21 protein-coding genes and 1 tRNA gene are annotated in these 22695 nt (G+C 65.7%); 16 read left to right on the top strand and 6 right to left on the bottom strand.

Annotated features, from left to right (window positions below):
* The first annotated feature begins 69 nt into the window (after positions 1–69).
* The 3 genes from AWC12_RS14115 to AWC12_RS14125 all read left to right on the top strand — a co-directional run bounded on the left by AWC12_RS14115 (position 70) and on the right by AWC12_RS14125 (position 2577).
* Positions 70–1203, top strand: coding sequence for an NDMA-dependent alcohol dehydrogenase (locus AWC12_RS14115; protein WP_024448752.1), 1134 nt, complete (start codon positions 70–72; stop codon positions 1201–1203).
* A gap of 89 nt (positions 1204–1292) precedes the next feature.
* Positions 1293–1733: a nuclear transport factor 2 family protein gene (locus AWC12_RS14120; protein ID WP_085175065.1), complete on the top strand. Its 441-nt coding sequence runs from the start codon at positions 1293–1295 to the stop codon at positions 1731–1733.
* A 22-nt stretch (positions 1734–1755) separates the two neighbouring features.
* Positions 1756–2577, top strand: a complete 822-nt coding sequence (locus tag AWC12_RS14125) for an SDR family NAD(P)-dependent oxidoreductase (protein WP_024448754.1) — start codon at positions 1756–1758, stop codon at positions 2575–2577.
* A gap of 1 nt (position 2578) precedes the next feature.
* On the opposite strand, the gene AWC12_RS14130 is transcribed toward AWC12_RS14125, so the two are convergent.
* Entirely contained in the window at positions 2579–4225 is a 1647-nt protein-coding gene (locus AWC12_RS14130) for a long-chain-fatty-acid--CoA ligase (RefSeq protein WP_085175067.1), read from the bottom strand.
* Between the two features lie 89 nt (positions 4226–4314).
* Between AWC12_RS14130 and AWC12_RS14135 the strand changes: the two genes are divergently transcribed.
* Positions 4315–4614: a CDGP domain-containing protein gene (locus tag AWC12_RS14135; RefSeq protein ID WP_036465867.1), complete on the top strand. Its 300-nt coding sequence runs from the start codon at positions 4315–4317 to the stop codon at positions 4612–4614.
* 24 nt (positions 4615–4638) lie between these two features.
* Positions 4639–5043, top strand: coding sequence for an HIT family protein (locus AWC12_RS14140; RefSeq protein ID WP_024448757.1), 405 nt, complete (start codon positions 4639–4641; stop codon positions 5041–5043).
* Here AWC12_RS14140 and AWC12_RS14145 read toward each other — a convergent pair.
* The gene (locus tag AWC12_RS14145; protein ID WP_085175069.1) at positions 5015–6538 is read right to left on the bottom strand and encodes a sensor histidine kinase; all 1524 of its coding nucleotides are present in this window, start codon (positions 6536–6538) and stop codon (positions 5015–5017) included. The two genes, AWC12_RS14140 and AWC12_RS14145, sit on opposite strands and share 29 nt — an antisense overlap.
* A gap of 82 nt (positions 6539–6620) precedes the next feature.
* Positions 6621–7337 (bottom strand): response regulator transcription factor, encoded by a 717-nt coding sequence (locus AWC12_RS14150; RefSeq protein ID WP_024446713.1) that lies wholly within the window; start codon positions 7335–7337, stop codon positions 6621–6623.
* Positions 7338–7432: 95 nt separating this feature from the next.
* On the opposite strand from AWC12_RS14150, the gene AWC12_RS14155 reads away from it, so the two are divergent.
* A complete protein-coding gene (locus tag AWC12_RS14155; protein WP_024446714.1) occupies positions 7433–8167 on the top strand; it encodes an MlaD family protein in 735 nt (244 codons plus the stop codon).
* Here the strand turns inward: AWC12_RS14155 and AWC12_RS14160 are convergent.
* Positions 8164–8574, bottom strand: coding sequence for an HNH endonuclease (locus AWC12_RS14160; RefSeq protein ID WP_064279621.1), 411 nt, complete (start codon positions 8572–8574; stop codon positions 8164–8166). The genes AWC12_RS14155 and AWC12_RS14160 overlap by 4 nt on opposite strands.
* Positions 8575–8650: 76 nt before the next feature.
* Between AWC12_RS14160 and AWC12_RS14165 the strand changes: the two genes are divergently transcribed.
* The 8 genes from AWC12_RS14165 to AWC12_RS14195 all read left to right on the top strand — a co-directional run bounded on the left by AWC12_RS14165 (position 8651) and on the right by AWC12_RS14195 (position 17513).
* Positions 8651–8725, top strand: a tRNA-Thr gene (locus AWC12_RS14165).
* A gap of 47 nt (positions 8726–8772) precedes the next feature.
* On the top strand, positions 8773–9177 hold the full coding sequence (locus AWC12_RS14170; protein WP_085175072.1) for an HNH endonuclease: 405 nt from the start codon (positions 8773–8775) through the stop codon (positions 9175–9177).
* Between the two features lie 416 nt (positions 9178–9593).
* On the top strand, positions 9594–9761 hold the full coding sequence (locus AWC12_RS31990; RefSeq protein WP_327084716.1) for a hypothetical protein: 168 nt from the start codon (positions 9594–9596) through the stop codon (positions 9759–9761).
* A 409-nt stretch (positions 9762–10170) separates the two neighbouring features.
* Positions 10171–12405 (top strand): maltose alpha-D-glucosyltransferase, encoded by a 2235-nt coding sequence (gene treS / locus AWC12_RS14175; RefSeq protein WP_412098579.1) that lies wholly within the window; start codon positions 10171–10173, stop codon positions 12403–12405.
* An 88-nt stretch (positions 12406–12493) separates the two neighbouring features.
* On the top strand, positions 12494–13747 hold the full coding sequence (locus AWC12_RS14180; RefSeq protein WP_085175074.1) for a L,D-transpeptidase: 1254 nt from the start codon (positions 12494–12496) through the stop codon (positions 13745–13747).
* A 13-nt stretch (positions 13748–13760) separates the two neighbouring features.
* A complete protein-coding gene (locus tag AWC12_RS14185) occupies positions 13761–14138 on the top strand; it encodes a BlaI/MecI/CopY family transcriptional regulator (protein WP_024446718.1) in 378 nt (125 codons plus the stop codon).
* The gene (locus tag AWC12_RS14190) at positions 14135–15052 is read left to right on the top strand and encodes a M56 family metallopeptidase (protein ID WP_085175075.1); all 918 of its coding nucleotides are present in this window, start codon (positions 14135–14137) and stop codon (positions 15050–15052) included. The genes AWC12_RS14185 and AWC12_RS14190 overlap by 4 nt, the downstream gene beginning before the upstream one ends.
* 403 nt (positions 15053–15455) lie before the next feature.
* Complete coding sequence (locus AWC12_RS14195; RefSeq protein ID WP_085175078.1) at positions 15456–17513, top strand: glycoside hydrolase family 183 protein; 2058 nt, start codon at positions 15456–15458, stop codon at positions 17511–17513.
* Here AWC12_RS14195 and AWC12_RS14200 read toward each other — a convergent pair.
* Together AWC12_RS14200 and AWC12_RS14205 are read right to left on the bottom strand one after the other, a co-directional pair.
* Entirely contained in the window at positions 17510–18391 is an 882-nt protein-coding gene (locus AWC12_RS14200; protein WP_085175080.1) for a DKNYY domain-containing protein, read from the bottom strand. The two genes, AWC12_RS14195 and AWC12_RS14200, sit on opposite strands and share 4 nt — an antisense overlap.
* Positions 18392–18407: 16 nt before the next feature.
* On the bottom strand, positions 18408–19073 hold the full coding sequence (locus tag AWC12_RS14205; protein WP_085175082.1) for a M15 family metallopeptidase: 666 nt from the start codon (positions 19071–19073) through the stop codon (positions 18408–18410).
* Positions 19074–19135: 62 nt separating this feature from the next.
* Here AWC12_RS14205 and AWC12_RS14210 point away from each other — a divergent pair, with 62 nt between their 5' ends.
* Both AWC12_RS14210 and AWC12_RS14215 read left to right on the top strand, forming a co-directional pair.
* A complete protein-coding gene (locus AWC12_RS14210; RefSeq protein WP_085175084.1) occupies positions 19136–20257 on the top strand; it encodes an XdhC family protein in 1122 nt (373 codons plus the stop codon).
* An 86-nt stretch (positions 20258–20343) separates the two neighbouring features.
* A complete protein-coding gene (locus AWC12_RS14215; protein WP_085175086.1) occupies positions 20344–22695 on the top strand; it encodes a xanthine dehydrogenase family protein molybdopterin-binding subunit in 2352 nt (783 codons plus the stop codon).

Consider the following 22695-nt stretch of genomic DNA (forward strand, 5'->3'; position numbering starts at 1 on the left):
GGGTGCTGTGATGTGGCTAACTAGAGCCTCTAGTCTTGAAACTAGAGGCTCTAGTCGAAAGCAGGAGAGATGAAGACCAAAGGCGCTCTGATCTGGGAATTCAACCAGCCGTGGTCGATCGAGGAGATCGAGATCGGCGACCCCGTCAAGGACGAGGTCAAGATTCAGATGGAAGCGTCGGGCATGTGCCATTCCGACCACCACCTGGTGACCGGAGACATCCCGATGGCAGGTTTCCCGGTGCTGGGCGGCCACGAGGGCGCCGGTGTCGTCACCGAGGTCGGCCCCGGCGTCGAGGGGCTGGAGCCCGGCGACCATGTGGTGCTGTCGTTCATCCCCTCGTGCGGTGCGTGCCCGTCGTGTCAGTCCGGTCTGCGCAACCTGTGCGACCTGGGCGCGATGCTGCTACAGGGCACCGCGGTCTCCGACAACACCCACCGCATCCACGCGGCCAAGGACGGCACCCCCGTCATCCCGATGACCCTGCTGGGCACCTTCAGCCCGTACATGGTCGTGCACAAGAGCTCGGTCGTGAAGATCGACCCGTCCATCCCGTTCGAGGTGGCCTGCCTCGTCGGCTGCGGCGTGACGACGGGCTACGGCTCGGCGGTCCGCAGCGCGAACGTCCGCCCGGGCGACGACGTCGTCATCGCCGGCATCGGCGGCGTGGGCATGGGCGCCCTGCAGGGTGCGCTCAACGCAGGTGCACGCAACATCTTCGCGGTGGACCCGGTGGAGTGGAAGCGCGACCAGGCGCTGAAGTTCGGCGCCACGCACGCCTACCCCGACATCTTCAGCGCGATGGCCGGCGTCGCCGAGGTCACCCAGGGACGGATGGCCGCCAAGACGATCATCACCACCGGCGAGCTGCACGGTGAGGAGATCGACAACTACCTCAACATCACCGCCAAGGGCGGCACCTGCGTGGTCACCGCCGTCGCCAACATGGCGAAGTCGGATGTGACGCTGAACCTGTCGATGCTGACGCTGCTGCAGAAGAACCTGCAGGGCACCATCTTCGGTGGCGGCAACCCGCACCACGACATTCCCCAGCTGCTGTCGATGTACAAGGCGGGCAGGCTCAACCTGGACGACATGGTCACCCGGCAGTACAAGCTGGAGCAGATCAACGACGGCTACAGGGACATGCTGGAGGGCCGCAACATCCGCGGCGTCATCCGCTACACCGACGCCGACCGGTAACCGACTCCCGCCGAAACTGCATTCCATGCGCGAAAGATCGTGTGAATGCCTCGCGGAATGCAGTTTCGGCGACGAAAGAAGGAACTGCCATGACCGAGACCGCAGCAGAACCTCATCTGTCCCCCGTCGTCGCGGCATCACGCAACTCGTGGCGCTGTGTCCAGACCGGTGATCGCGAGGGCTGGCTCGCCCTGATGTCCGACGACGTCGTCGTCGAGGACCCGATCGGCGAGGCCGTCACCAACCCGGACGGCACGGGCGTGCGCGGCAAGGAAGCGCTGGCGGCTTTCTACGACACCAACATCGGCCCGAACCAGCTTCGGATCACCTGCGAAGAGACCTTCCCGTCGAGCAGTCCGACGGAAATCGCCTACATCCTGGTGCTGGAGACCACGTTCCCCAACGGGTTCGTCGCCACGGTGCGCGGCGTGTTCACCTACCGCGTCGACGACGCCGGTCTGATCACCAATCTGCGCGGCTACTGGAACATGGATGCGATGACGTTCTCCGAGGTGGAGAAGAAGGATTAGCGTCGCGGGCCGCGCGGCGGTCGTGGTCGGCGGCACCCGCGGAGTCGGGCTGGAAGTCGCCCGCCTGCTGGCCTCGCTCGGCGCCCGGGTCGTGGTCAACGGTCGCGACTCCGCCGCAGTCGCCGAAGCGGCGCAAGCTATCCCGAACAGCATCGGCCATGCGGGCTCACCCGCCGACCCGTCGGTGGCCGACACACTGATCGACACGTGCATCCGCGAATTCGGCAGCATCGACATTCTGATCAACTGCGCGGGCACCGCTGAGCCGATCGGGTCGTCGATCCGCAACGTCACCAGTACGCAGTTCCGAGAGCTGCTCGACGCGCACCTACTCACCACATTCGAGACCTGTCGTGCCGCCACTCCGCACATGGTGGCCCAAGGGTCCGGCGCCATCGTCAACACCAGTTCTTTTGCGTTCCTGGGTGATTACGGCGGCACGGGTTATCCGGCCGGTAAGGGCGCCGTCAACAGCCTGACGCTGGCGATCGCCGCGGAGCTGAAGGAGCACGGTGTGCGGGCCAACGTGGTGTGTCCCGGCGCGAAGACGCGGTTGTCGACCGGGCCGGACTACGAGGCGCACATCACGGAGCTCAACCGTCGCGGCCTGCTCGACGACGTCAGCTTTCAGGGCGCACTCGACGCCGCACCGCCGGAGTACGCGGCACCGACCTACGCCTACCTGGCCAGCGACCTCGCCGACGCCGTCACCGGCCAGATCTTCATCGCTGCGGGCGGATTCGTAGGACGATTCGACCGCCAGACGCCGTCGATCGTCGCCTACCGCGGCCACCACGACGAGCCACCGTGGACCATCGAGGAGATCGCGGCGCAGGTGGTTTGAATCACGCCGTAGGCAGCTGGTGATCGCGGAACCGTTCCCGCAGCGTGAGTTTGAGGATCTTGCCCGTCGCGGTGTGCGGCAACTCGTCGACGAACACGACGTCGTCGGGTAGCCACCATTTGGCGACCTGCCCGGCCAGATATTCAAGCACTTCTTCGCGAGTTGAATGCTGACCCTTGCGCAGTACGGCAATCAACAGCGGGCGCTCCTGCCACTTCGGGTGCGGCACCCCGATGACGGCCGCCTCGGCGATGGCCGGGTGGCCGACCGCGGCGTTCTCCAGATCGATCGAGCTCACCCACTCGCCACCCGACTTGATCACGTCCTTGGCGCGGTCGACCAGCTGGAGGTAGCCATCGGGGTCGATCGTGGCGACGTCGCCGGTGGGGAAATAGCCCTCGGCGTCCAGCTTTTCGCCGCCCTCGCCTTTGAAATAGCCGCTGGCGATCCACGGCCCCCGAACCCACACCTCACCGAAAGCTTTTCCATCCCAGGGCAATCGATTTCCGTTGTCGTCGACGATCTTGAGCTCCACGCCGCAGATGCCTCGACCCTGCTTGAGCAGTAGCTGCGCCCGCTCGTCGTCCGAAAGCCCTTCATGTTTGGGCAGCGGCCTGCCGATGACGCAGAGCGGACTGGTCTCGGTCATCCCCCAGCCCTGCATCGCCTTCGCCCCGAAGTCCTTTTCAAACCTCTGGATCATCGACAGTGGCAGGGCCGCACCTCCGGTGCCGGCGAGCTGCAATCCCACTTCATGCGGGTCGATTTCGGGATGCTCGTCGAGGTAGGCGAACAGCATCATCCACACGGTCGGCACACCTTGGGACTGGTTGATGCGTTCGGATTTCATCAGGGTATACACGGATTCACCATCCAGGTGCGGGCCGGGCATCACCAGCGTCGCGCCGACCACGGCCGCGGTGTACGGGGTGCCCCACGCATTGGCGTGGAACATCGGCACCACGAGAAGGATGCGTGAACCACTGTGGATGTCGTTGGTGTCGCGAGCAGCGTTCATGAGTGTGTGCAGCATCGTCGAACGATGCGAGTACAGAACGCCTTTCGGGTTCCCGGTGGTGCCGGAGGTGTAGCACAGCGACGAGGCGCTGCGCTCGTCGAACTCAGGCCAGTCGTAGTGCGTGGACTGTCTGCCGATCACGTCGTCCCAGCAGAGCAGGCGATCCGGGGGAACCCCCGGCACGTCGGGCATGTGGTCGCGATCCGTCATCACGACGAAGGTCTCGATCGTCTCCAGCGACGGCGCGAGTTGACTCACCAGCGGCGCAAAGGTGATGTCGAAGAACAACACCCGGTCCTCGGCGTGGTTGAGAATGTAGACGATCTGCTCGGGGAACAGGCGCGGGTTGACAGTGTGCATGACCGCCCCTGAGCCGGAGACGCCGAAGTACAGGGCGAGATGTCGGTCGCTGTTCCAGGCAAGCGTCGCGACCCGGTCGCCCTGCTCGATGCCGAACTCCGCCAGCGCATTGGCCACCTGTTTGGACCGTTCGTTGACCTCACGCCAGGTGGTGCGCCGGATCGGACCCTCGGGCAGTCGCGATACCAGCTCGGTGTCCCCGTGGAACGTCGCCGCGTGTTCGATCAGCGACGAGATCATCAGCGGGCGGTCCTGCATCAATCCCAGCATCCCGCCAGGCTAGAGCGAATCCGGTACGCAAAACGACGCTTACGGTGCATTTGCGCGCCGGATCCACGCCTGAGGCGTAGCTTCGGTGGATGCCCGCAGGGAAGCACCGAATCGCAGGAGGTGTGGCTGCCCTGCTGGTGGCCGCAGCGCCCATCATCGCCGCACCGCAGGCGAGCGCCGGCTGCATCTACGGAGGGCAGTTCCTCGGCAAGTGCGACGGCCCCATCCAACCGGACGGTAACTGGGAACGGTGCATCACCGTCGCGCGCTACGTACCTTCGGGCCTCAGCTCGCATCTGATCCCCGTGAAGAACTGCCAGTTCATGGGACCCGCGATCCGGCCGGCCGATCCCAACTTCGCCGACCCCCCGGTGCACATAGCCCCGTAGCAGTCCACTAGTAGCGTGGGCGCCATGGCGACCATCTTCACCAAGATCATCAACCGCGAGATCCCCGGGAGATTCGTCTACGAAGACGACGACATCGTGGCGTTCCTGACGATCGCGCCGATGACGCAGGGCCACACGCTGGTCGTACCGCGCGCCGAGATCGACAACTGGCAGGACGTCGAACCCGCCGTGTTCGCACGGGTCATGGAGGTCTCGCAGCTGATCGGCAAGGCGGTGTGCAAGGCCTTCGACACCGAGCGCTCAGGCGTCATCATCGCCGGGCTGGAGGTTCCGCACCTGCATGTGCACGTCTTCCCGGCCCGCAACCTCTCCGACTTCGGTTTCGCCAACGTCGACAACAACCCGTCGCCGGAATCGCTCGACGAGGCCCAGACAAAAATCAAGGATGCGTTGGCGCAGCTGCGCTGACCGACACAGCCTCCTGCTCCTCGCGGGATCCTTCGTCCGTGGCGTCGGCGATGCGCGGCAGGCTCACCCGGAAACGGCAGCCGCAACCGGGTGCGGTGGTCACACTCACCCGGCCACCGTGGGCATAGACCAGCGAGTCGACGATCGACAAGCCGAGCCCGGTGCCGCCGCTGGCCCGCGCCCGTGACGAATCGGCCCGATAGAACCGCTCGAACACGCGTTGGGCATCCTCTGCGGTCATGCCAGGCCCTTCGTCGCACACCTCGACGACTGCGGCAGAGTCCTCGGTGCCGACCCGCACCGTCACGCCCGCGGTTTCCGGGGTGTGCTGCAGTGCATTGACGACGAGGTTGGACAGCACCTGCCGCAGGCGGGCCTCATCACCGAGGACCTCCGGGGTGCCCGGGCCGTCGAAGACCTCGATCCGGATGCGTCGTTTCGGCGCGATCGACTGCGCGTCGTGGACCGTGTCGCTGGCCAGCGCCAGCAAGTCGACGCGGTGGTGCTCGAGGGGGCGCTGGGCATCGAGGCGAGCCAGCAGCAGCAGGTCCTCGACGAGTAAACCCATGCGCCGCGACTCACTTTCGATGCGACCCATCAGCATCTCCACATCGCGGGCGGCGCCCTGCCGATACAGCTCGGCGAACCCGCGGATCGTCGTCAGCGGTGTGCGCAGTTCGTGGCTGGCGTCGGTGATGAAGCGCCGCATGCGGTCCTCGGAACTGCGCGCCTGCTCTGCAGATGACTCCGAGGACGCCATCGCGCGCTGGATCTGGGCGAGCATCCCGTTGAGCGCCAACGACAACCGACCGACCTCGGTACGCGGATCGCGTTCGGGCACACGGCGATCCAGCTGGCCCGCGGCGATCGCGGCAGCCGTCTGCTCGACCTCGGACAACGGGCGCAGGCTGCGATGCACCACCGCGTAGCCCGCGATACCGAGCACCAGCAGCACCGCCGCGCCGATGCCGACCTGGGCGTACACGAGCGAGCGCATGGTCGACTTCACGTCGGACAGGTCGATGGCGACGGTCGTGAGCTCGCCGCGCAACCCGCGCACCGTCATCGCACGCCACTGCACGTCGGAGTGGTCGACAGACCCGACCGTCACCGGTTCGGGTCCCACATTGTTGTCGGCCGGTAGCGCGGGTTCGGCCTCGCGGTCGTTGACGGCCATCCAGATGTGCCCGTCCGGGTCCATTCCGCGCACATAGAAGTCCGACGGTGGACGTGCCGGGTTGGGATCGTCCACAGGCGCCGTCGGCAGCCGCCGCGGAACCTGGGCCCAACCGCGGGAGGCATCGAGCAAGGTGTCGTCGACGCGGTTCATCAAGCTGTGATGCATGATCGTGGTGACCGCGATACCGGAGGCCAGCAACCCGCACGCCACCAGCAGCAGGGTGGCCGCAACCAGCCCCACACGAAGCGGGATACCGCGTCTCAGGCGCCTAGTTCCTCCGGCCACACCGCCATTGTCCAGATCAGCGCCATTCATGGCTCTTCGCGCAAGCGCTCATCGTCATCCTCGGCTCTTCGCGCAAGCGCTCATCGTCATCCTCGGCTCTTCGCGCAAGCGCTCATCGCGGTTCCCGCAGGACGTAGCCCACACCCCGCAGCGTATGCAGCAACCGCTTCTCGCCCGTGTCGATCTTGCGGCGCAGGTAGGACACATAGGACTCGACGACGTTCACGTCGCCACCGAAGTCGTAGCGCCACACGTGGTCGAGGATCTTCGGCTTCGACAGCACGGTCCCTGCATTGATGATGAAGTAGCGCAGCAGGGTGAATTCGGTCGGCGACAGGGAGACGGGCTCGCCGGCCTTCCATACCTCGTGGGTGTCCTCGTCGAGCTCGATATCGGCGAACGTGAGCCGGGAGGTGCGCGGCTCCTGAACGCCGGCGCCGGACCGCCGCAGGATCACGCGCAGCCGCGCGACCACCTCTTCGAGACTGAACGGCTTGGTGACGTAGTCGTCGCCGCCGAGGGTCAGGCCTGCGATCTTGTCCTGCAGGGAGTCGCGGGCGGTGAGGAACAGGGCGGGCGCCTCGATGCCGTCGGCGCGGAGCCGGCGCAGCACTCCGAAGCCGTCCATACCCGGCATCATGACGTCGAGGATGATGGCGTCCGGACGCACTTCACGGGCCTTGTCCAAAGCGGCGGGACCGCTGGAGGCGGTGTGCACTTCGAAACCCTGGAACTTCAGGCTGACCGACAGAAGCTCGACGATGTTCGTCTCGTCGTCAACTACCAGCACGCGGGCCTCGGGAACGCTCTCTGGTACGGGCATAGCCATAGAACCTCATGTTTCTCTCTCCAGTTGGAAATGTGCTGCCCGCCAGCTGTGCACTTCCTGTGAGTTTATGCTTGCGCGGTCCATAGACTGGGCAAATGAACCTCGGCAAATCCCTGACCGATCTTGCGTTCGCGCCGGTACGGGTGGGTCTGGCCGTGGCCGACGCCGGTCTCGGGGTGGCCAAGAGCGGTCTCGACATCGCGCAGCGCACCCTGGGCGACGGCCGGGACGTCGGGCGGCAGACCCCGACGTCGTTCGCCTCCATGCTGGGGATGCAGGATGCCGTTGACCGCGCGAACCGGCTGGCCAAGCTCATGGACGAGGACCAGCCACTGGGCCGAGCGCTGGCGCCCGGCGGCCCGATCGACCGACTGTTGCAGCCCGGCGGGGTGATCGACCGGCTGACCGCGCCCGGCGGTGCTCTGGACCGCATGACGCAGGAGGAGAGCGGGCTGATGCGGGCCATCGAGCCCGGAGGCCTCGTCGACCAACTGCTGTCCGAGGAAGGTCTCATCGACCGGCTCTTGGCCGAGGACGGCGTCGCCGACCGACTGTTCGCCGAAGGCGGTGTCGTGGATACCCTGACCGCGCGCAACGGGCCACTCGAGCAACTCGCCGCGGTCGCCGACACCCTGAATCGACTCGCCCCCGGCCTGGAAGCCCTTGAGCCGACGATCGAGGCACTGCGCGAAGCCGTCATCGTATTGAGCCAGGTGGTCAACCCGCTGAGCAACATCGCCGACCGGATCCCGCTACCAGGCCGACGCCTCCGCGGCAGGCCCACCTCCCGGCCGGTGACCTCGCAGCGGATTGTCGACGCCGAGGACTAGTAGGACTGCCCGTCCGCGTACCGCTGCCGACGGTAGTAGCGGCCCTTTCCGCGATTCTTCGCCTTGTAGGTTGGCAGCTGACTGTCGCAGTTGGGGCAGATCAGCCGCAGGTTCTCGCGGCGATCATTGGTCGGGTCGCCGTCGATGTGGTCGATTATCAACTCCAGGGTCAGGCTGTTCCACGAATTCTTGAGGCCGCAAACGGCGCAGCAACCACTTTGTTGCTCGTACAGGTAGTCGCGCACAAAGTGCCCCTGACGAGACTTGCCCCCACTACACACGCCTGTCTCAAGCCAGGCTTGCAGCAGCAATCGACGCTGATATGACTGCTGACATGCGTTGCTGCAGAACACTTTTTGCTGCCGCTTCTGAAGTTCGGCGCCACAACCAAGACAGGTCCTCGACACGTTCTGACGTTATCCGCGAGCACCGACAACATCCTGTTTCGCGGGGCTATAGAATCTGACACGTCCTCGCGGACACGCCTCCTTAGCTCAGTGGTAGAGCGTTCGCCTTGTAAGCGGAATGTCATCGGTTCAATCCCGATAGGAGGCTCCACGAATCGGCTCAAGCCGGTTGTCGGTGGCGCCCCATAACCTGTCGACATGAGAGAGTGCCGCAGTTGCGGTTCGCCACTTCTGAAGCGTAGTCAAAAGGTGTTCTGCAGCAACGCATGCCAAGCATCGGCGCGACGCGCTTCGGGCACACAGCGCTGGCTGGAATCCGGCGAAGCGTGGATCGACGGTCGCCGCAATCACTACATTCGGCAGTACCTGTCCAGCGCTCAATCCGGTTGCTGCGCGATCTGCGCAGGACCCAACGTGTGGCTTGGTACGCCCCTGGCGTTCGTCGTGGACCACATCGATGGCAATCCGTCGAATAATCGGCGCGACAATTTGCGGCTGATTTGCCCCAATTGCGACAGCCAGTTGCCTACCTACAAGAGCCGCAACCGCGGGAAGGGGCGTCACTCCCGGCGACAGCGGTACGCCAACCGACAATCCTTCTGACCTCCGCGGTCCGGCGCGATCTATAACGATCACTGCGGTTGATCAATGACGCTTTGTGGCGACAGAAGGCGGGATCAAGAAACGCCGTGTACCCAAGGCCGCTGAACTTGCACCGTGATGCCTTGCTAGCAAGCCCCACCTAAATGCCGGGACGCGCCGCCTAGAAAAGGCGCTGACCACCGAGGACCTGCGCGTCATCGCAAATCGTCAACCCGGGGCGGCCTTCGATCCCACCGACGGCTCCGCTGAAGCGCAGTTATCGATCGCGCGGGCCCCACTGTCGTTCTTCGACATCCAACCCACCCCCGAATTCTTGGTGACATCACCACAGGCTGGCGGGTCGCCGGCCCGCGGGTCGGTGGAAACCGCACACGGCACGACCGTTCGGGACCGCGCCCACGGGCTCCACGAGGATGATGAAGACAGAGGGCGAGATCGCGAGTGCCCGTGCGGCAGGTCGAGCGGGCATCCCGTTCTCCCTGTCCAACAGGGCATGGTTTCGATTGAAGACCTATCACAGGCTAACCCGCACAGCTGCAACTGTTTTCAGTCCCATATGGCGCGAGATTGCGTCCGTTCGATGACCCTCGTCGGACGGGCCGCCGCCAGCTTCGACACCCCGCCCGTCACGGTCGACGTACCCGTCGCAGGCGCGCGCCTGTGAGACAAGCGGAGCCCATGTCGATCCCGCCGGCACTCGCCTCTGGCACCATCGTCGTCGCCATAGCCCGCAATGGAGGATTTTTGACCGAACCGCTGCCGGTCGCCAACTCGACCGACCCCCGCGCCGTTCGATGTGTTGCCTGAGGTCGTGGCCGGGTGGGTGATCGCACCGAGGGCGGGCGGCGTCTCGCCTCACGCCCACCGTCGCCGCCTGCCCCGCTCTAGCTGCGTTTCCTGTCGTCCAGTTTCAACACCGCCCGGACGCGGCAATACTTGAAGGCAGTCGATACGAACCCCAACCTCGCGAAGGGCGGAATTTTGTCTCAAGCCGTGGAGTCGGACCCTGAAGATCAGGGCAACGAGGCTCCCGAGATCAATTTCGACGAACACCTCCACCCGGCCCGACCTCGATCGCTGCGGTTTCGGCCGCGTGTGCGTACCCCGTTCACCAGGCGCTCGCTGGCCCGCGACGGTTCACCCACCGGCGACAATCCAGCGTATGTGTCCTGGCTGATCAGCCAGTCGATGCTCGCCGATGCCAACGAGATCAGCCAACAGTTCTCCGGTCAGGGCTCGATGTGGCAAAACCCGTACGCAACACCGAGCGCCCGCGGCGCGGTCGAGACCGCCGCGGTGTGGTTTACGGCCTATCCGCTGTCGTTGATCACCCGGTCCAACGAGTCATTCCTCAAGGCCATGGCCGACGCCGACATGTGGAAGGCATTCGCCGAGATCGGCATCGAGGCCGTGCACACCGGACCGGTCAAGCGCGCCGGCGGCATCTCGGGCTGGGAGCTGACCCCGAGCGTGGACGGCCACTTCGACCGCATCAGCACCGAGATCGATCCGGCCTTCGGCACCGAGGACGATTTCCGGCAGATGTGCGGCACGGCCAACTGGTACGGCGGCACGATCATCGACGACATCGTGCCCGGCCACACCGGCAAAGGTGCCGACTTCCGGCTCGCGGAGATGAAGTACGCCGACTATCCCGGCATCTATCACATGGTCGAGATCGACCCCCGCGACTGGGAGCACCTCCCGGACGTGCCCTCCGGCGCGGACTCGGTGAACATCGACGCCGCCACCGAGGAATGGCTCGACAAGGCCGGCTACATCATCGGCAAGCTGCAGCGCGTCATCTTCTACGCCGAAGGCATCAAGGAGACCAACTGGAGCGTGACCCGCCCCGTTGTTGGGATCGACGGTGTGGAGCGGCGGTGGGTGTACCTGCACTACTTCAAGGACGGACAGCCGTCGATCAACTGGCTGGACCCGTCTTTCGCCGGGATGCGCCTGGTCATCGGCGACGCCCTTCATTCGCTGACCGACCTGGGCACCGGTGGCCTGCGCCTGGACGCCAACGGGTTCCTCGGCGCCGAGAAGACCGCGGCCGAAGACAGCACCGCATGGTCGGAGGGCCACCCGCTGTCGGAAGCCGCGAATCACCTCATCGCCAGCATGGTGAGAAAGGTTGGCGGCTTCACCTTCCAGGAGCTCAACCTCACGATCGACGACATCCGTCAGATCGGTGAAGCGGGCGCGGACCTGTCCTACGACTTCATCACCCGTCCTGCGGTCCAGCATGCACTGGCGACCGCCGACACCGAGTTCTTGCGGATGACCTTGCGGACCACGCTGGAGCTCGGCGTCGACCCGGCCTCCCTGGTGCACGCGCTGCAGAATCACGACGAGCTGACCTATGAGCTCGTGCACTGGTCCACCGGCCATCGCGACGACATCTACACCTACAAGGGCGAAGAGGTCACCGGTGAACAGCTCGGGGAGATCGTCCGCACCGAGCTACGCGAGAAGCTGTCCGGTGAAAATGCCCCGTACAACTTGGTTTTCACCACCAATGGCATCGCGTGCACTTCGGCGACGATCATCGCCGCCGTCCTCGGCATCACCGATCTGGACGACATCGTCAACGCCGAACAGATCGACCGGATCCGCCGGGCGCACCTGTTGCTGGCGATGTTCAACGCGCTCCAACCCGGCGTCTTCGCGCTCTCGGGTTGGGATGTCTGCGGGATGCTGACGCTGCCGTCGTCTGAGATCCCGGAATTGCTTCGTGGGGGGGACACTCGCTGGATCCACCGCGCTGCGCATGACCTGATGGGCGTCAACCCCGAGGCGACGCAGTCACCCGCCGGAATGCCCAGGGGTAGAAGCCTTTACGGTTCCATCCCCGATCAACTGGCTGACGACACGAGCTTCTTGCGACAGTTGCAGGCGATCTTGAAGGTCCGCTCCCACTATGGAATCGCCACCAGCCGCCAGATCGACATCCCAGAGGTGTCGCAGCGCGGCATGCTGGTCCTCGTGCACCAGCTCGACGCGGTGAACCAATACCAGCTGACAGTGCTGAACTTCGCCAACGAAGACGTCACGGGCACAGTCAGGTCCGAAAAGCTGCCGCCGGGAAGCGAAGTGTCCGACATGTTTTCGGGTAAGGCGCTGGCCACTGTAGACGACCTGCACAGCTTCAGCGTCGAGCTGTCCGCTCACCACGGACTGTCACTTCTGGTCGAAGCCCCGGTGGACGAGCCCTCGCAGGACTGACCAGCAAGCAGCGCGAGCGCGCGGCCTCGCGAGTCATCTACTATGTAGATACGTAGATCGCGCCTCGACGATTCAGCTGGGAGAAGCCGTGACGACCCCCCGCCGCAGCCGGCTGGCAATCCTCTTCGGTGTCGTGTCGGTCAGCCTGCTCGTAGCCACACAGAGTGGTTCGCCCGCCAAAGAGCAAAAGGCGGCGACCATCGCCGCGTCCGCGGAATCCGTTGCCGCGCCGCCAGAACCTGCGAGGCTGACGATTCGCACCGAAGGCGACGAGCACGGCGTCAGTCCTGTCGGTTCCGTCCGGGTGACAGCGGCCTCCGGAACACTCACCGACGTCCGTATGACCAACGAACTCGGCAGGCAGGTGAGGGGATCAATGGGTCCCGACGGGAGGGAGTGGACGCCCGCCGAACCTCTCGGCTACGGCCGCACCTACACGTTGCACGCGACCGGTGTCGGCACGGATTCGACAGTGGCGAGCGAGATTTCTCGCTTCAGCACCGTGACGCCGACCAACCAGACCCGAGTGTCGCTGTACGGGACCTCGGGCGCCGAACTCGCAGACGGGGCGACCTACGGCGTCGGCATGGTGGTCGTCGCACGCTTCGACCAGGACATCCCCGACCGGGCGGCGGCCGAGCGGCAGCTGAAGGTCACCACGACACCTCAAGTAGAGGGGTCCTGGTACTGGGTCAACGACCGCAAGGCGCACTGGCGCCCGCGCGAGTATTACCCACCGGGCACTCAGGTCACCGTCGATGCCGGCATCTACGGCGCTGATCTGGGCGACGGCCTCTACGGCCGGGAGGACAACCGGGTCAGCTTCCGCATCGGCGACTCCCGCGTGGCGATCGCCGACGATGCCACCAAGCAGGTCCGCGTCTACCTCAACGGCGAGCTGATCCGCACGATGCCGACGTCGATGGGCCGGGGCGGCACAGAAACGGTGAACGGCAAGACGATCGCGTTCTGGACCCAGCCGGGCACCTATACGGTGATGGAGAAAGAGAAGTCGGTGGTCATGGACTCGTCCACCTACGGCCTGCCGGTCGGCGCGAGCTCCGGCTATCGGCTCACCGTCGCCAACGCCGTGCGCATCAGCCCAGACGGCATCTACCTGCACGAGCTCGCATCCACGGTGTGGGCGCAGGGCAACACCAACGTTTCGGCCGGGTGTCTGAACCTGAGCCCCGAACACGCGAAGTGGTATTTCGACTTCGCGCAGCCCGGCGATGTCGTCGAGGTCCGCAACACCGGCGGAGAACCGCTGCAGCAGTGGCAGAACGGCGACTGGTCGCTCACCTGGGATCAATGGACTCAGGGCAGCGCGCTGCGCAGTTAGTTAAGGTCAGACGGTGCAGCAGCGAGGTTTCGGCGACTTGGAGGCCGTGGTCATGGACCGCCTGTGGTCCAGCGATCACGAGGTCACCGTGCGCGAACTCTTCGAAGAGCTGACCGCAGAACGCGAAATCGCTTACACGACGGTGATGTCCACCATGGACAACCTGTACCGCAAAGGCTGGCTTGAGCGCAGGCGCGTCGGGAAGGCGTACAGCTACTGGCCGACGATGACGCGCGAGGAGCGGTCGGCGAACCTGATGCGCGACGCGTTCCATTCCGGCGGCGACGCCGACCTCGTCCTCAACTTCTTCCTCGAGCAGATGGACGACGACGAATCCGATCGTCTGCGCGCAGCGTTACGCAGGGTGTCGCGACGCTCCCCCGCCTCATGATCGCCGCGATCTGCCTGCTGGCCTACGCCGCGGCACTGGCCTGGCTGGCTCCGCCCCTGCTGTCGCGCGTCACCTGCGGCGGGCGCAGCCCGAAACTTGCGGTGACCGTGTGGCTGACGGCGATCGCGGTGGCAGTCTCGGCGTGGATCGCGGGAACCATCGGCATCCTGCGGGAATTGGTCGGATCTCACTCCGTCGACCCGATGCGCTACTGCACCGAGGCGATCCTGGCCCTTCACGATCTCGGATGGGGTGGCGACATCGCGCTCGGCGCAGCAGGTTTCGCGGCCGTTGCAGCTTCGCTCGTGACCGTCAAGAGGATCGCGGCGACGCTGCAACGGTTTTGGCGCCGCAGCCAGAGCCATGCGCATGAAGCACGCCTCATCGGCGCCCCGACCGGGCGGCCCGGCGTAATTCTCGTGCACACCGACCACGCGGCCGCCTACTGCGTCGCGGGCAAGCCCGACGCGATCGTCGTCACCAGCAGCGCAGTGCAGCGGCTGACCGAACCCGAACTCGCGGCCGTCCTGGCTCACGAGCAAGCCCATCTGAACGGTCGTCATCCTCAGCTGATGATGCTGCTGCGCGCGTTGGCGACCTCGCTTCCTCGGCTTCCACTGTTCGCGTCGGCGGTGACCGAGGTGGGGCGCCTCGTGGAGATGAACGCCGACGACGTCTCCGCGCGCCGGCACGGCCGCGATGCTCTGCTTACCGGACTGGTGACGCTCGCAGGCCCGCTGCCGGACGGCGGGACGGCGCTGGCCGCCGCGGGTACCGCCGTTCTGGCGCGCGCAGAGCGGCTCGCAGCACCTGCCATGCGACGCGCACTACTGGGTGAACGGCTCGTCTTGATGACGGCGCACGCCACCCTGGTGGCGGCACCCTTGCTGATCGCGTTCGTCTGTCATCACTGAGGCCGCGCCCCTGCCGTCGCAAACTAAGCTGTCAAGGCCTCCCGCCGATCGCGAGGTGGCCCCATGTCGCAGGAGAGGCCTTCGCCGGGAGCCCGAACCCGAGGTGTGTCCCCATCGTGTGCAACGTCCAGTAGTCCGGACGCCGTTCGCCGCCGGATAACCCGACACGAGCATTGCCCAGCAGATCGGGACTGCCGGTAATGCACTGGCGAGCCCGCGTCGATGAGCGTCAATCTGTTTGCTGCACGCCGTTGCCGCGCTGGACACAGTGCCGAATCTGCATGGTCACGGTAACGAAACGAAAGCTGTCGCGATTTAACCTTTTGCTCGCTGCCCACTCCCCGATGCGTTTCAATAGACCGGGACGGGCGGGGGCCGATACGAGCTGGATTGAAGGGGTTTCATGGGTACCGCAGCGTACGTCGGCCGGATCGGCGGACTAGCCGTCGCGTTGGGCGTCGGATCAGCAGTATTTGCAGGCCACGGCGTGGCGTGGGCCGACGACACCGATTCGTCGGCGTCGTCGAGCTCATCATCAGCAACCTCGCAGAGCGATTCCACCGACGACGAGAAGCGCACCACCAAGGCGGACAGAGCTGCGGCCGCCGAGGCCGATTCCGATTCCGATGAGACCGACACCGACACCGACACCGACCACGCGGTCGAGGACGGCGACGACACCGGAGACGACACGGGCGAGGATGCCGCCGACGTCGACGCAACCGACCCGCAGGACGAGAGCGAGTCCGAGAACGGCTCCGATTCGGCGATTGAGCACGAGCCGGAGCCCGGTGCCGAGACCGAAGCGGCGCACGACCCCGATGTGCAGCCGGAAACCAAGCCGGTCGTCGCGGAGATCGACGATCCCGTGAAGGTCAAGACCACGAAGGCGACCGCCAAGGCCGACGACCCGGGCGTTCCCCCGCAGGACACCGAGAAGATCACGGTGACAACCGAAGCATCCGCGCCGTCAGCACCGAGCACGACAACGGCGTCCACGGCCCTGACGTCCGGGCAGGACGACGAGGCGACCGACACCGCGACGAAGCCGAGTCTCATCACGGCGATCGTCAACGTCGTCACCAGCATGCTCGACTGGGCGCACGAAAAGGCCGACCCGCAGCCCGGTGACGGTCCGCAACCGCCGTTCCTGTGGGCTCTGATGTCGTTCGCTCGCCGTGAGCTCGACAACCTCTTCGCAGCACGCACCACGAACGCCCCGCGCAGCGCAGCCGTCGCGCCGACGAGCCTCGCGCTGTCCGATTCAGCGACCGCCGCGGTGACCACCGCAGCCATCTCGCCCTGGATCAACTCGCAAGTCAGCCCGTCGACGAAGTTCATCGATTGGTTGACGGGCCCGTGGGCGAACATCCCGGGCCGATTCAATATCTACGGCACCGACCTCGGCATCATGTGGGACAACGGCATGGTCGACGATCCAGCGACCCCGAACATCGACGAGCGCCAGATTCTGATCGCCGTCGGTGACAGTTTCGGCCTCCCGGGCATGCAGGGCAGGCACATCTACAACACGCTGTTCCGCAGCAACGATCACGATCTCTCCGATGGGATAACCATCAGGAACGGAGAGTGGTTCAACGGCAACATGTTCGGCGGCGCACCGCTGGACGGCCCCACCCAGGCCCGCCCCATCATCAACCGGCCCTCGTGGCTGCCGGGATCGGTGACCCTCATTCCGACCGCGGGCGTCTCAGTCGTGACACCCGACGATCCGCTCGCCAAGTTCGGGGTCACCCAGTACGTCAGCTTCATGTCGGTGAGCAGGTGGGGTCAGTCCGGACGGTGGACCACCAACTACTCGGCGATCGCGTACTCCTACGACAACGGCGAGAACTTCAAGGTCGCGCCTGAAAGCGTGCGCTACAACTCGTTCCTGAGCGGCAATCGCAACTTCCAGCAGTCGGCCTTCGTCAAGGGCGACGATGGCTACGTCTACGTCTACGGCACCCCCAACGGACGTCAGGGCGCGGCCTACCTGGCCCGCGTCACCGAGGACAACATCCTCGACGTCTCGAAGTACGAGTACTACAAGAAGGCATCGAAGGGCTGGTTCGGCAGCAGCACCCCGGCCCGCTGGGTCAAGGGCAGCCCGTCCTCGGCCTCGGCCATCATCGGTAAGTCCGGCGGGTTATTCGGATTCACCAAGCCCGGCTATACCGTCAGCGAAATGTCGGTCCAGTACAACGAATACCTGAAGAAGTACGTCGTGCTGTACGGCGATCAGGCCAACCGCATCGTCATGCGCACGTCGGACACCCCTGAGGGACTGTGGTCGGATGCGACGGTGCTGATGAACCAGCAGACGGGCGGAATCTACGCCCCGATGTTGCACCCGTGGTCACCGTCGACCGAGGGGGTGGGTTCGAAGCTGTACTGGAACCTGTCGCTCTGGTCGGAGTACAACATCATGCTGATGGAGACCGACCTCTCAAAGCTCTAGTCCCCGAACGAGATCGTCGTCTCCGAGCAACCGGTCGCCATGCGTCCTGGCGGGAACGTCGCGGGGTCGGCTCCTCGGATGACGGTCTGCCGGTAGTACGCGCGGGTGCGGTCGGCGGCGCATTCGAAGTTCGCGTTGAGCACCTCGAAGGTCGCGGGGTCGGCATCCGGGATCGGCTTGCCCATCCAGTAGGCCCGCCTCTTGTCGGCGGCATACGGACCTTCGAGGGGACCGAAGGTGGCGGCCTCGGCGCCGGGGATCTGTGCGTCGAAGTAGAACACCGTCGCGTCGTCTCGGGAGTGTGCGCCCTCCAGTACCCGGAATGTTGCGGGCGAAGCGCCCGCGATCACGCGGCCGTTGACGAACACCTCTTCGCTGTCCCTGGCGAACAGATAGCGGTCCTCGTCGATGATGATCACGAAATTCGCTGCGTCACGGGATAATACGGAGCCGTCGGCCCAGTACACGTTGACGCTGTCCCGGGACAGGCCGCTGCCGAGGAACGCGAAGTTCGCAGGATCCTCACTGATCGCCTGATCGTGCTGATACACATGGCCCCGGTCCTTGGAGAATCCTTGACGATCCAACAGCTCGAACGAGCCGGCGTCGGCCCCGTCGAGCGGATGCCCGTTGATGTACACCCGTGCGCGATCGCGGGCATACGTGCGGTCGAACACCTGGAGCGTCGAGGAATCCGCGCCATCTACGCGAAAAGCGTTGCCAGGAAACGCATTCAGATAGTACACCGTGCCGTTTCGGACATGGTATCCTGCTGCGTCCACAAGCGAGCTCGGTTCGTCGTCGCTGCTGCATCCCGCCAACAGCGCAAGCATCGCTGCAAAGACCGAAGCAACGGCCGTTGCGAGGAGTCTGCGCATAGGACCATCGAAGCATCTAGTCGACAGGGACATCGAGAATCGGACGATCCACCGCCGCGCCCGGACCGTCGAAGTGCCACCACTCGCCGTCGTAGACGGTGAAACCACCGGCGGTCATGGCATTCCGAAGTCGGGCCCGGTTCGACTGCGCGACCGCGCTCACTCCGTCGGCGGCGTAAGCGAGGCTAAGTTCGGTGAAGTCGTCGAAGCCGGTGCCCATGTCCACCAGACCATCGGCACCCGCGAGCGTGACATCCACCGATCGTCCCGCGACGTGGCTACGGGCGAACTCCCCGGGGCGCGCAACCCACGCCGGGTTGGGCACCGCTTCGAACATCCGCACCTGCACCGCATGCGGCCGGTAGCAGTCCCAGAAGACGAGCCGTTCTCCGCCCGCGCGCAACAAATTCGCCGCCGTCTCCAGGCCCGGCGCCAGCGACTCGTGCACCATGCACCGGGCACCGGCCGGATACAGCGGCACCCCGACGAAGTTATCCGCCGTCGCGTACCGCAGGTCGATCACCGCGTCGGGGACGACGCTGCGCACATCCACGAATCCCGCCGCCAGGGCCGCGTCGGACACCGGCGGCACCGGCGCCGCCGCCCCGGTTGCAGACGGTCCCGCCGCGGCGACAACGGCCAGGGCGCCAATGATCAAGTAACGCAGCGCGAAAACGCTCATCCTGAGAACTGTAGAGGTCCTCGGCCCCCGGACCGTGACTTCTGCGGGCATACACTGCGGTCGTGCGCGACGTCCTGGATGAGTTGCTGCGGGTCTGGCAGGCCGGCGGCACCGCCGGGCTGTCCACCGTGGTGCGCACGATGAAATCCGCTCCCCGTCCTCCCGGCGCGGCGATGGTGGTGTCCCCGGACGGCACCGTCGCCGGTTCGGTGTCAGGCGGGTGCGTCGAGGGCGCGGTCTACGAGACGGCCAACGAGGTCGTCGCCAGCGGGACTCCCGAGCTGCAGCGCTACGGCGTCACCGATGACGACGCGTTCGCCGTAGGCCTGACCTGTGGCGGCATCATCGACATCTTCACCGAACCGGTGTCGCGCAATACCTTTCCGGAGTTGCAGAACGTCGCCGAGGACATCGCCGCGCACCGCCCGGTCGCGATCGCCACGGTCATCGAGCATCCCGACCCGAGCCGCATCGGCAAGCGGTTGATCGTCGGCAGGCAATCACGACATGGCTCGGTGGGTTCTCCGCGTGCCGACGACGCCGTGGGCGACGACGCACGCGGACTTCTGCTCGCGGGCACGTCGGCCGTGCTGACCTACGGACCCGACGGCCAGCGCCAGGAAGCCGGGATGGAGGTCTTTGTCTCAAGCCAAGCTCCGCGGCCACGCATGCTGGTGTTCGGCGCCATCGACTTCGCATCAGCACTTGCGCGGCAGGCAGCGTTCCTGGGCTACCGGGTGACCGTCTGCGATGCCCGGCCGGTCTTTGCCACCGCCGCGCGCTTTCCCGACGCCGAAGAGGTCGTCGTCGAGTGGCCGAACCGCTATCTGGCCAATCAGGTCGAGGAAGGCGCCATCGACTCGCGCACCGCGATCTGCGTGCTAACCCACGACCCGAAATTCGATGTGCCCGTCCTGGAGGTCGCCTTGCGCCTATCCGAGGTGGGCTACATCGGGGTGATGGGTTCGCGACGCACCCACGACGACCGGATGAGGCGGCTACGGGAAGCAGGCCTGACCGACGACGAGATGGCCCGGCTGGCAAGCCCGATCGGCCTGGATCTGGGGGCCAGGACGCCCGAGGAGACGGCCGTGTCCATCGCCGCGGAGATCATCGCGCGCCGCTGGGACGGAAGCGGGCGGCCTCTCACCGAGACCGTAGGGCGGATCCACCACGAGGCGTGAGGCCCGCTGGTGAGACAAAGCCTATGGAAATGTCGCTCTCGAATGCGATAACGTCACTCTTCGAAGCCTGAGGAGTGTGATCGCACGTGCCCGACACCGTGGTTGAAGCCGCCGACGCCGTCACGACCCGCTACGCCGGCCAACGCGTCCCCCGAGTGGAAGACAGCCGCTTACTCACAGGTCACGGCCGGTTCGTCGACGACATCACCCGTCCGGGAATGCTGCACGCGTGCTTCGTGCGCAGTCCGTTCGCTCGCGCCACCGTCAAGGGGATCGACGCGTCGGCAGCACTCGCCCTCCCGGGCGTGCACGCGGTGTTCACTGCCTCCGATCTCAACCCCGACGTACGCGAGGCCTGGCATGCGGTCGCCGGTAAGGACGTCCCCGACACTCCGCGCCCGCCGCTGGCCGAAGGCGAGGTCAAGTTCGTGGGCGACCCCGTCGCCCTGGTCGTCGCCGACAGTCGCTACGTTGCCGAGGACGCCGTCGACCTCGTCGAAGTCGACTACGAACCGCTTCCCGCCATCGCCGACTTCCGCCAAGCCATCGGCGGCGCGGACGTCGGCGCTCCCGTCGTGCATGAGGCCTACCCCGACAACGTCGCGGGCGGAATGGGCGGTATGCCGCCCGACGAGGAACTTTTCGCCACCGCCCCGTACGTCGTCGAGGAACGCATCTATCAGCAGATGTATGTCCCGGTGCCGATGGAGACACGCGGGATGGTCGTCGAGTGGACGCCGACGACATCGGAGCTGACGGTATGGGCGTCCACCCAGACGCCGCACGAGTTGCGGGCCTTCGCCGCACGGCTGCTCGGCATCCCGGCCCAGGGCGTCCGGGTCATCATGCGCGACACCGGTGGGGCGTTCGGTCAAAAGGTGGTGCCCATGCGGGAGGACATATGCATCCTGCTGGCGGCGCGCAAGGTTCCCGGCCCGCTCAAGTGGATCGAGGATCGCCGCGAGAACCTGATGTCGGCCGGACAATCCCGCCACGTCGACGGCAAGGTTCGGATGGCGTTCGACTCCGACGGCAAGATCCTGGCCGCCGACATCGACTTCCTCCAGGACGTCGGCTCCTACCCAACTCCGTACCCCGTGCTCACCACCGCGGCCATCGGCATGTTCTTCCCCGGCCCCTACCGCGTGCCCAAGGCCAGCTTCAACTACAAGACCGTCTTCTCCAACACCCCCGGTCTGCATGCTTATCGCGGTCCGTGGCAGTACGAAACCCTGACCAGGGAAATGCTTCTCGACTGCGCCGCCCGCAAGATCGGCATGGATCCCGTCGAGCTGCGACGCATCAACATCCTGCGGGGCGACGAGATGCCGTTCTTCAACCCGAACGGCATGCCGTACGACAACTGCGCTCCCGCAGACACTTTCGAGCAGGCAGTGAAGATCCTCGACCACGAGGGCTTCCGCAAGGAGCAGGCCGAGGCGCTGGCCGAGGGCCGCTACATCGGCCTCGGTTTCTCGGCCTACATCGAGCCCACCGGCGCGGCGACAGGCAATCTCGCCACCGAGGGCGCGACCGTCCGGATGGAGTCGACCGGCAAGATCAATGTGTACGTCAACGGCGGCTCGGCCGGGAACAGCATCGAGACCACGGTCGTGCAGCTCACCGCGGATGCGTTGGGCGCCAACATCGACGACGTGTCGACCATTCAGGGTGACACCGCGGTCACCCCGTACGGTGCGGGCACGCAGGGCAGCCGCAGCGGGCCGATGACCGCGGGTGCCGTCAACGAGGCAGGGTCGATCCTGCGCAAGCAGATCCTCACCATCGCCGCGCAGCTCCTCGGCGTCGAGGCCGACGACATCGAGCTGGCCGATTCGCGCGCCACCGTCCGCAGCGACCCGGACCGCAGCGTCAGCTTCGCCGACGTCGCCTACCGGTCCTACTACGACCCCGGGCAGCTCGCCGGTGTCAACCCGACGCTGGAGGCTACCGCCCGGTTCAACTCACAGGCGATGATCCACTGGGCCAACGCAACCCACGTCTGCACGTGCGAAGTCGACATCGAGACCGGCCACGTGACACTGACCCGATACATCGTCAGCGAGGATGTCGGCCCGATGATCAACCCGAACGTCGTGGAGGGCCAGGTCGCCGGCGGCACCGTCCAGGGCATCGGCGGCGCGATACTGGAGAAACTCTCCTACGACGAGGCGGGAAACCCGGTGGCATCGACATTCGTCGACTACCTGCTGCCGACCGCCACCGAGGTGCCGCCCATCGAGTTCGGCCACGTCGAGATCCCCGGGCCCGGCGTCGGCGGATACAAGGGCGCAGGCGAGGGCGGAGCGATCGGCTCACCGCCCGCAGTGATCAACGCGATCAACGACGCCCTGGCTCCCCTCGGCGTCACACTGACCCAATTGCCGGCCACGCCGGCGACAATCGTCGAGCTCATCGAAGCCGGAAAGGACCACTGA

Source organism: Mycolicibacterium iranicum, assembly GCF_002101705.1.
Classification (GTDB): Bacteria; Actinomycetota; Actinomycetes; order Mycobacteriales; family Mycobacteriaceae; genus Mycobacterium; species Mycobacterium iranicum.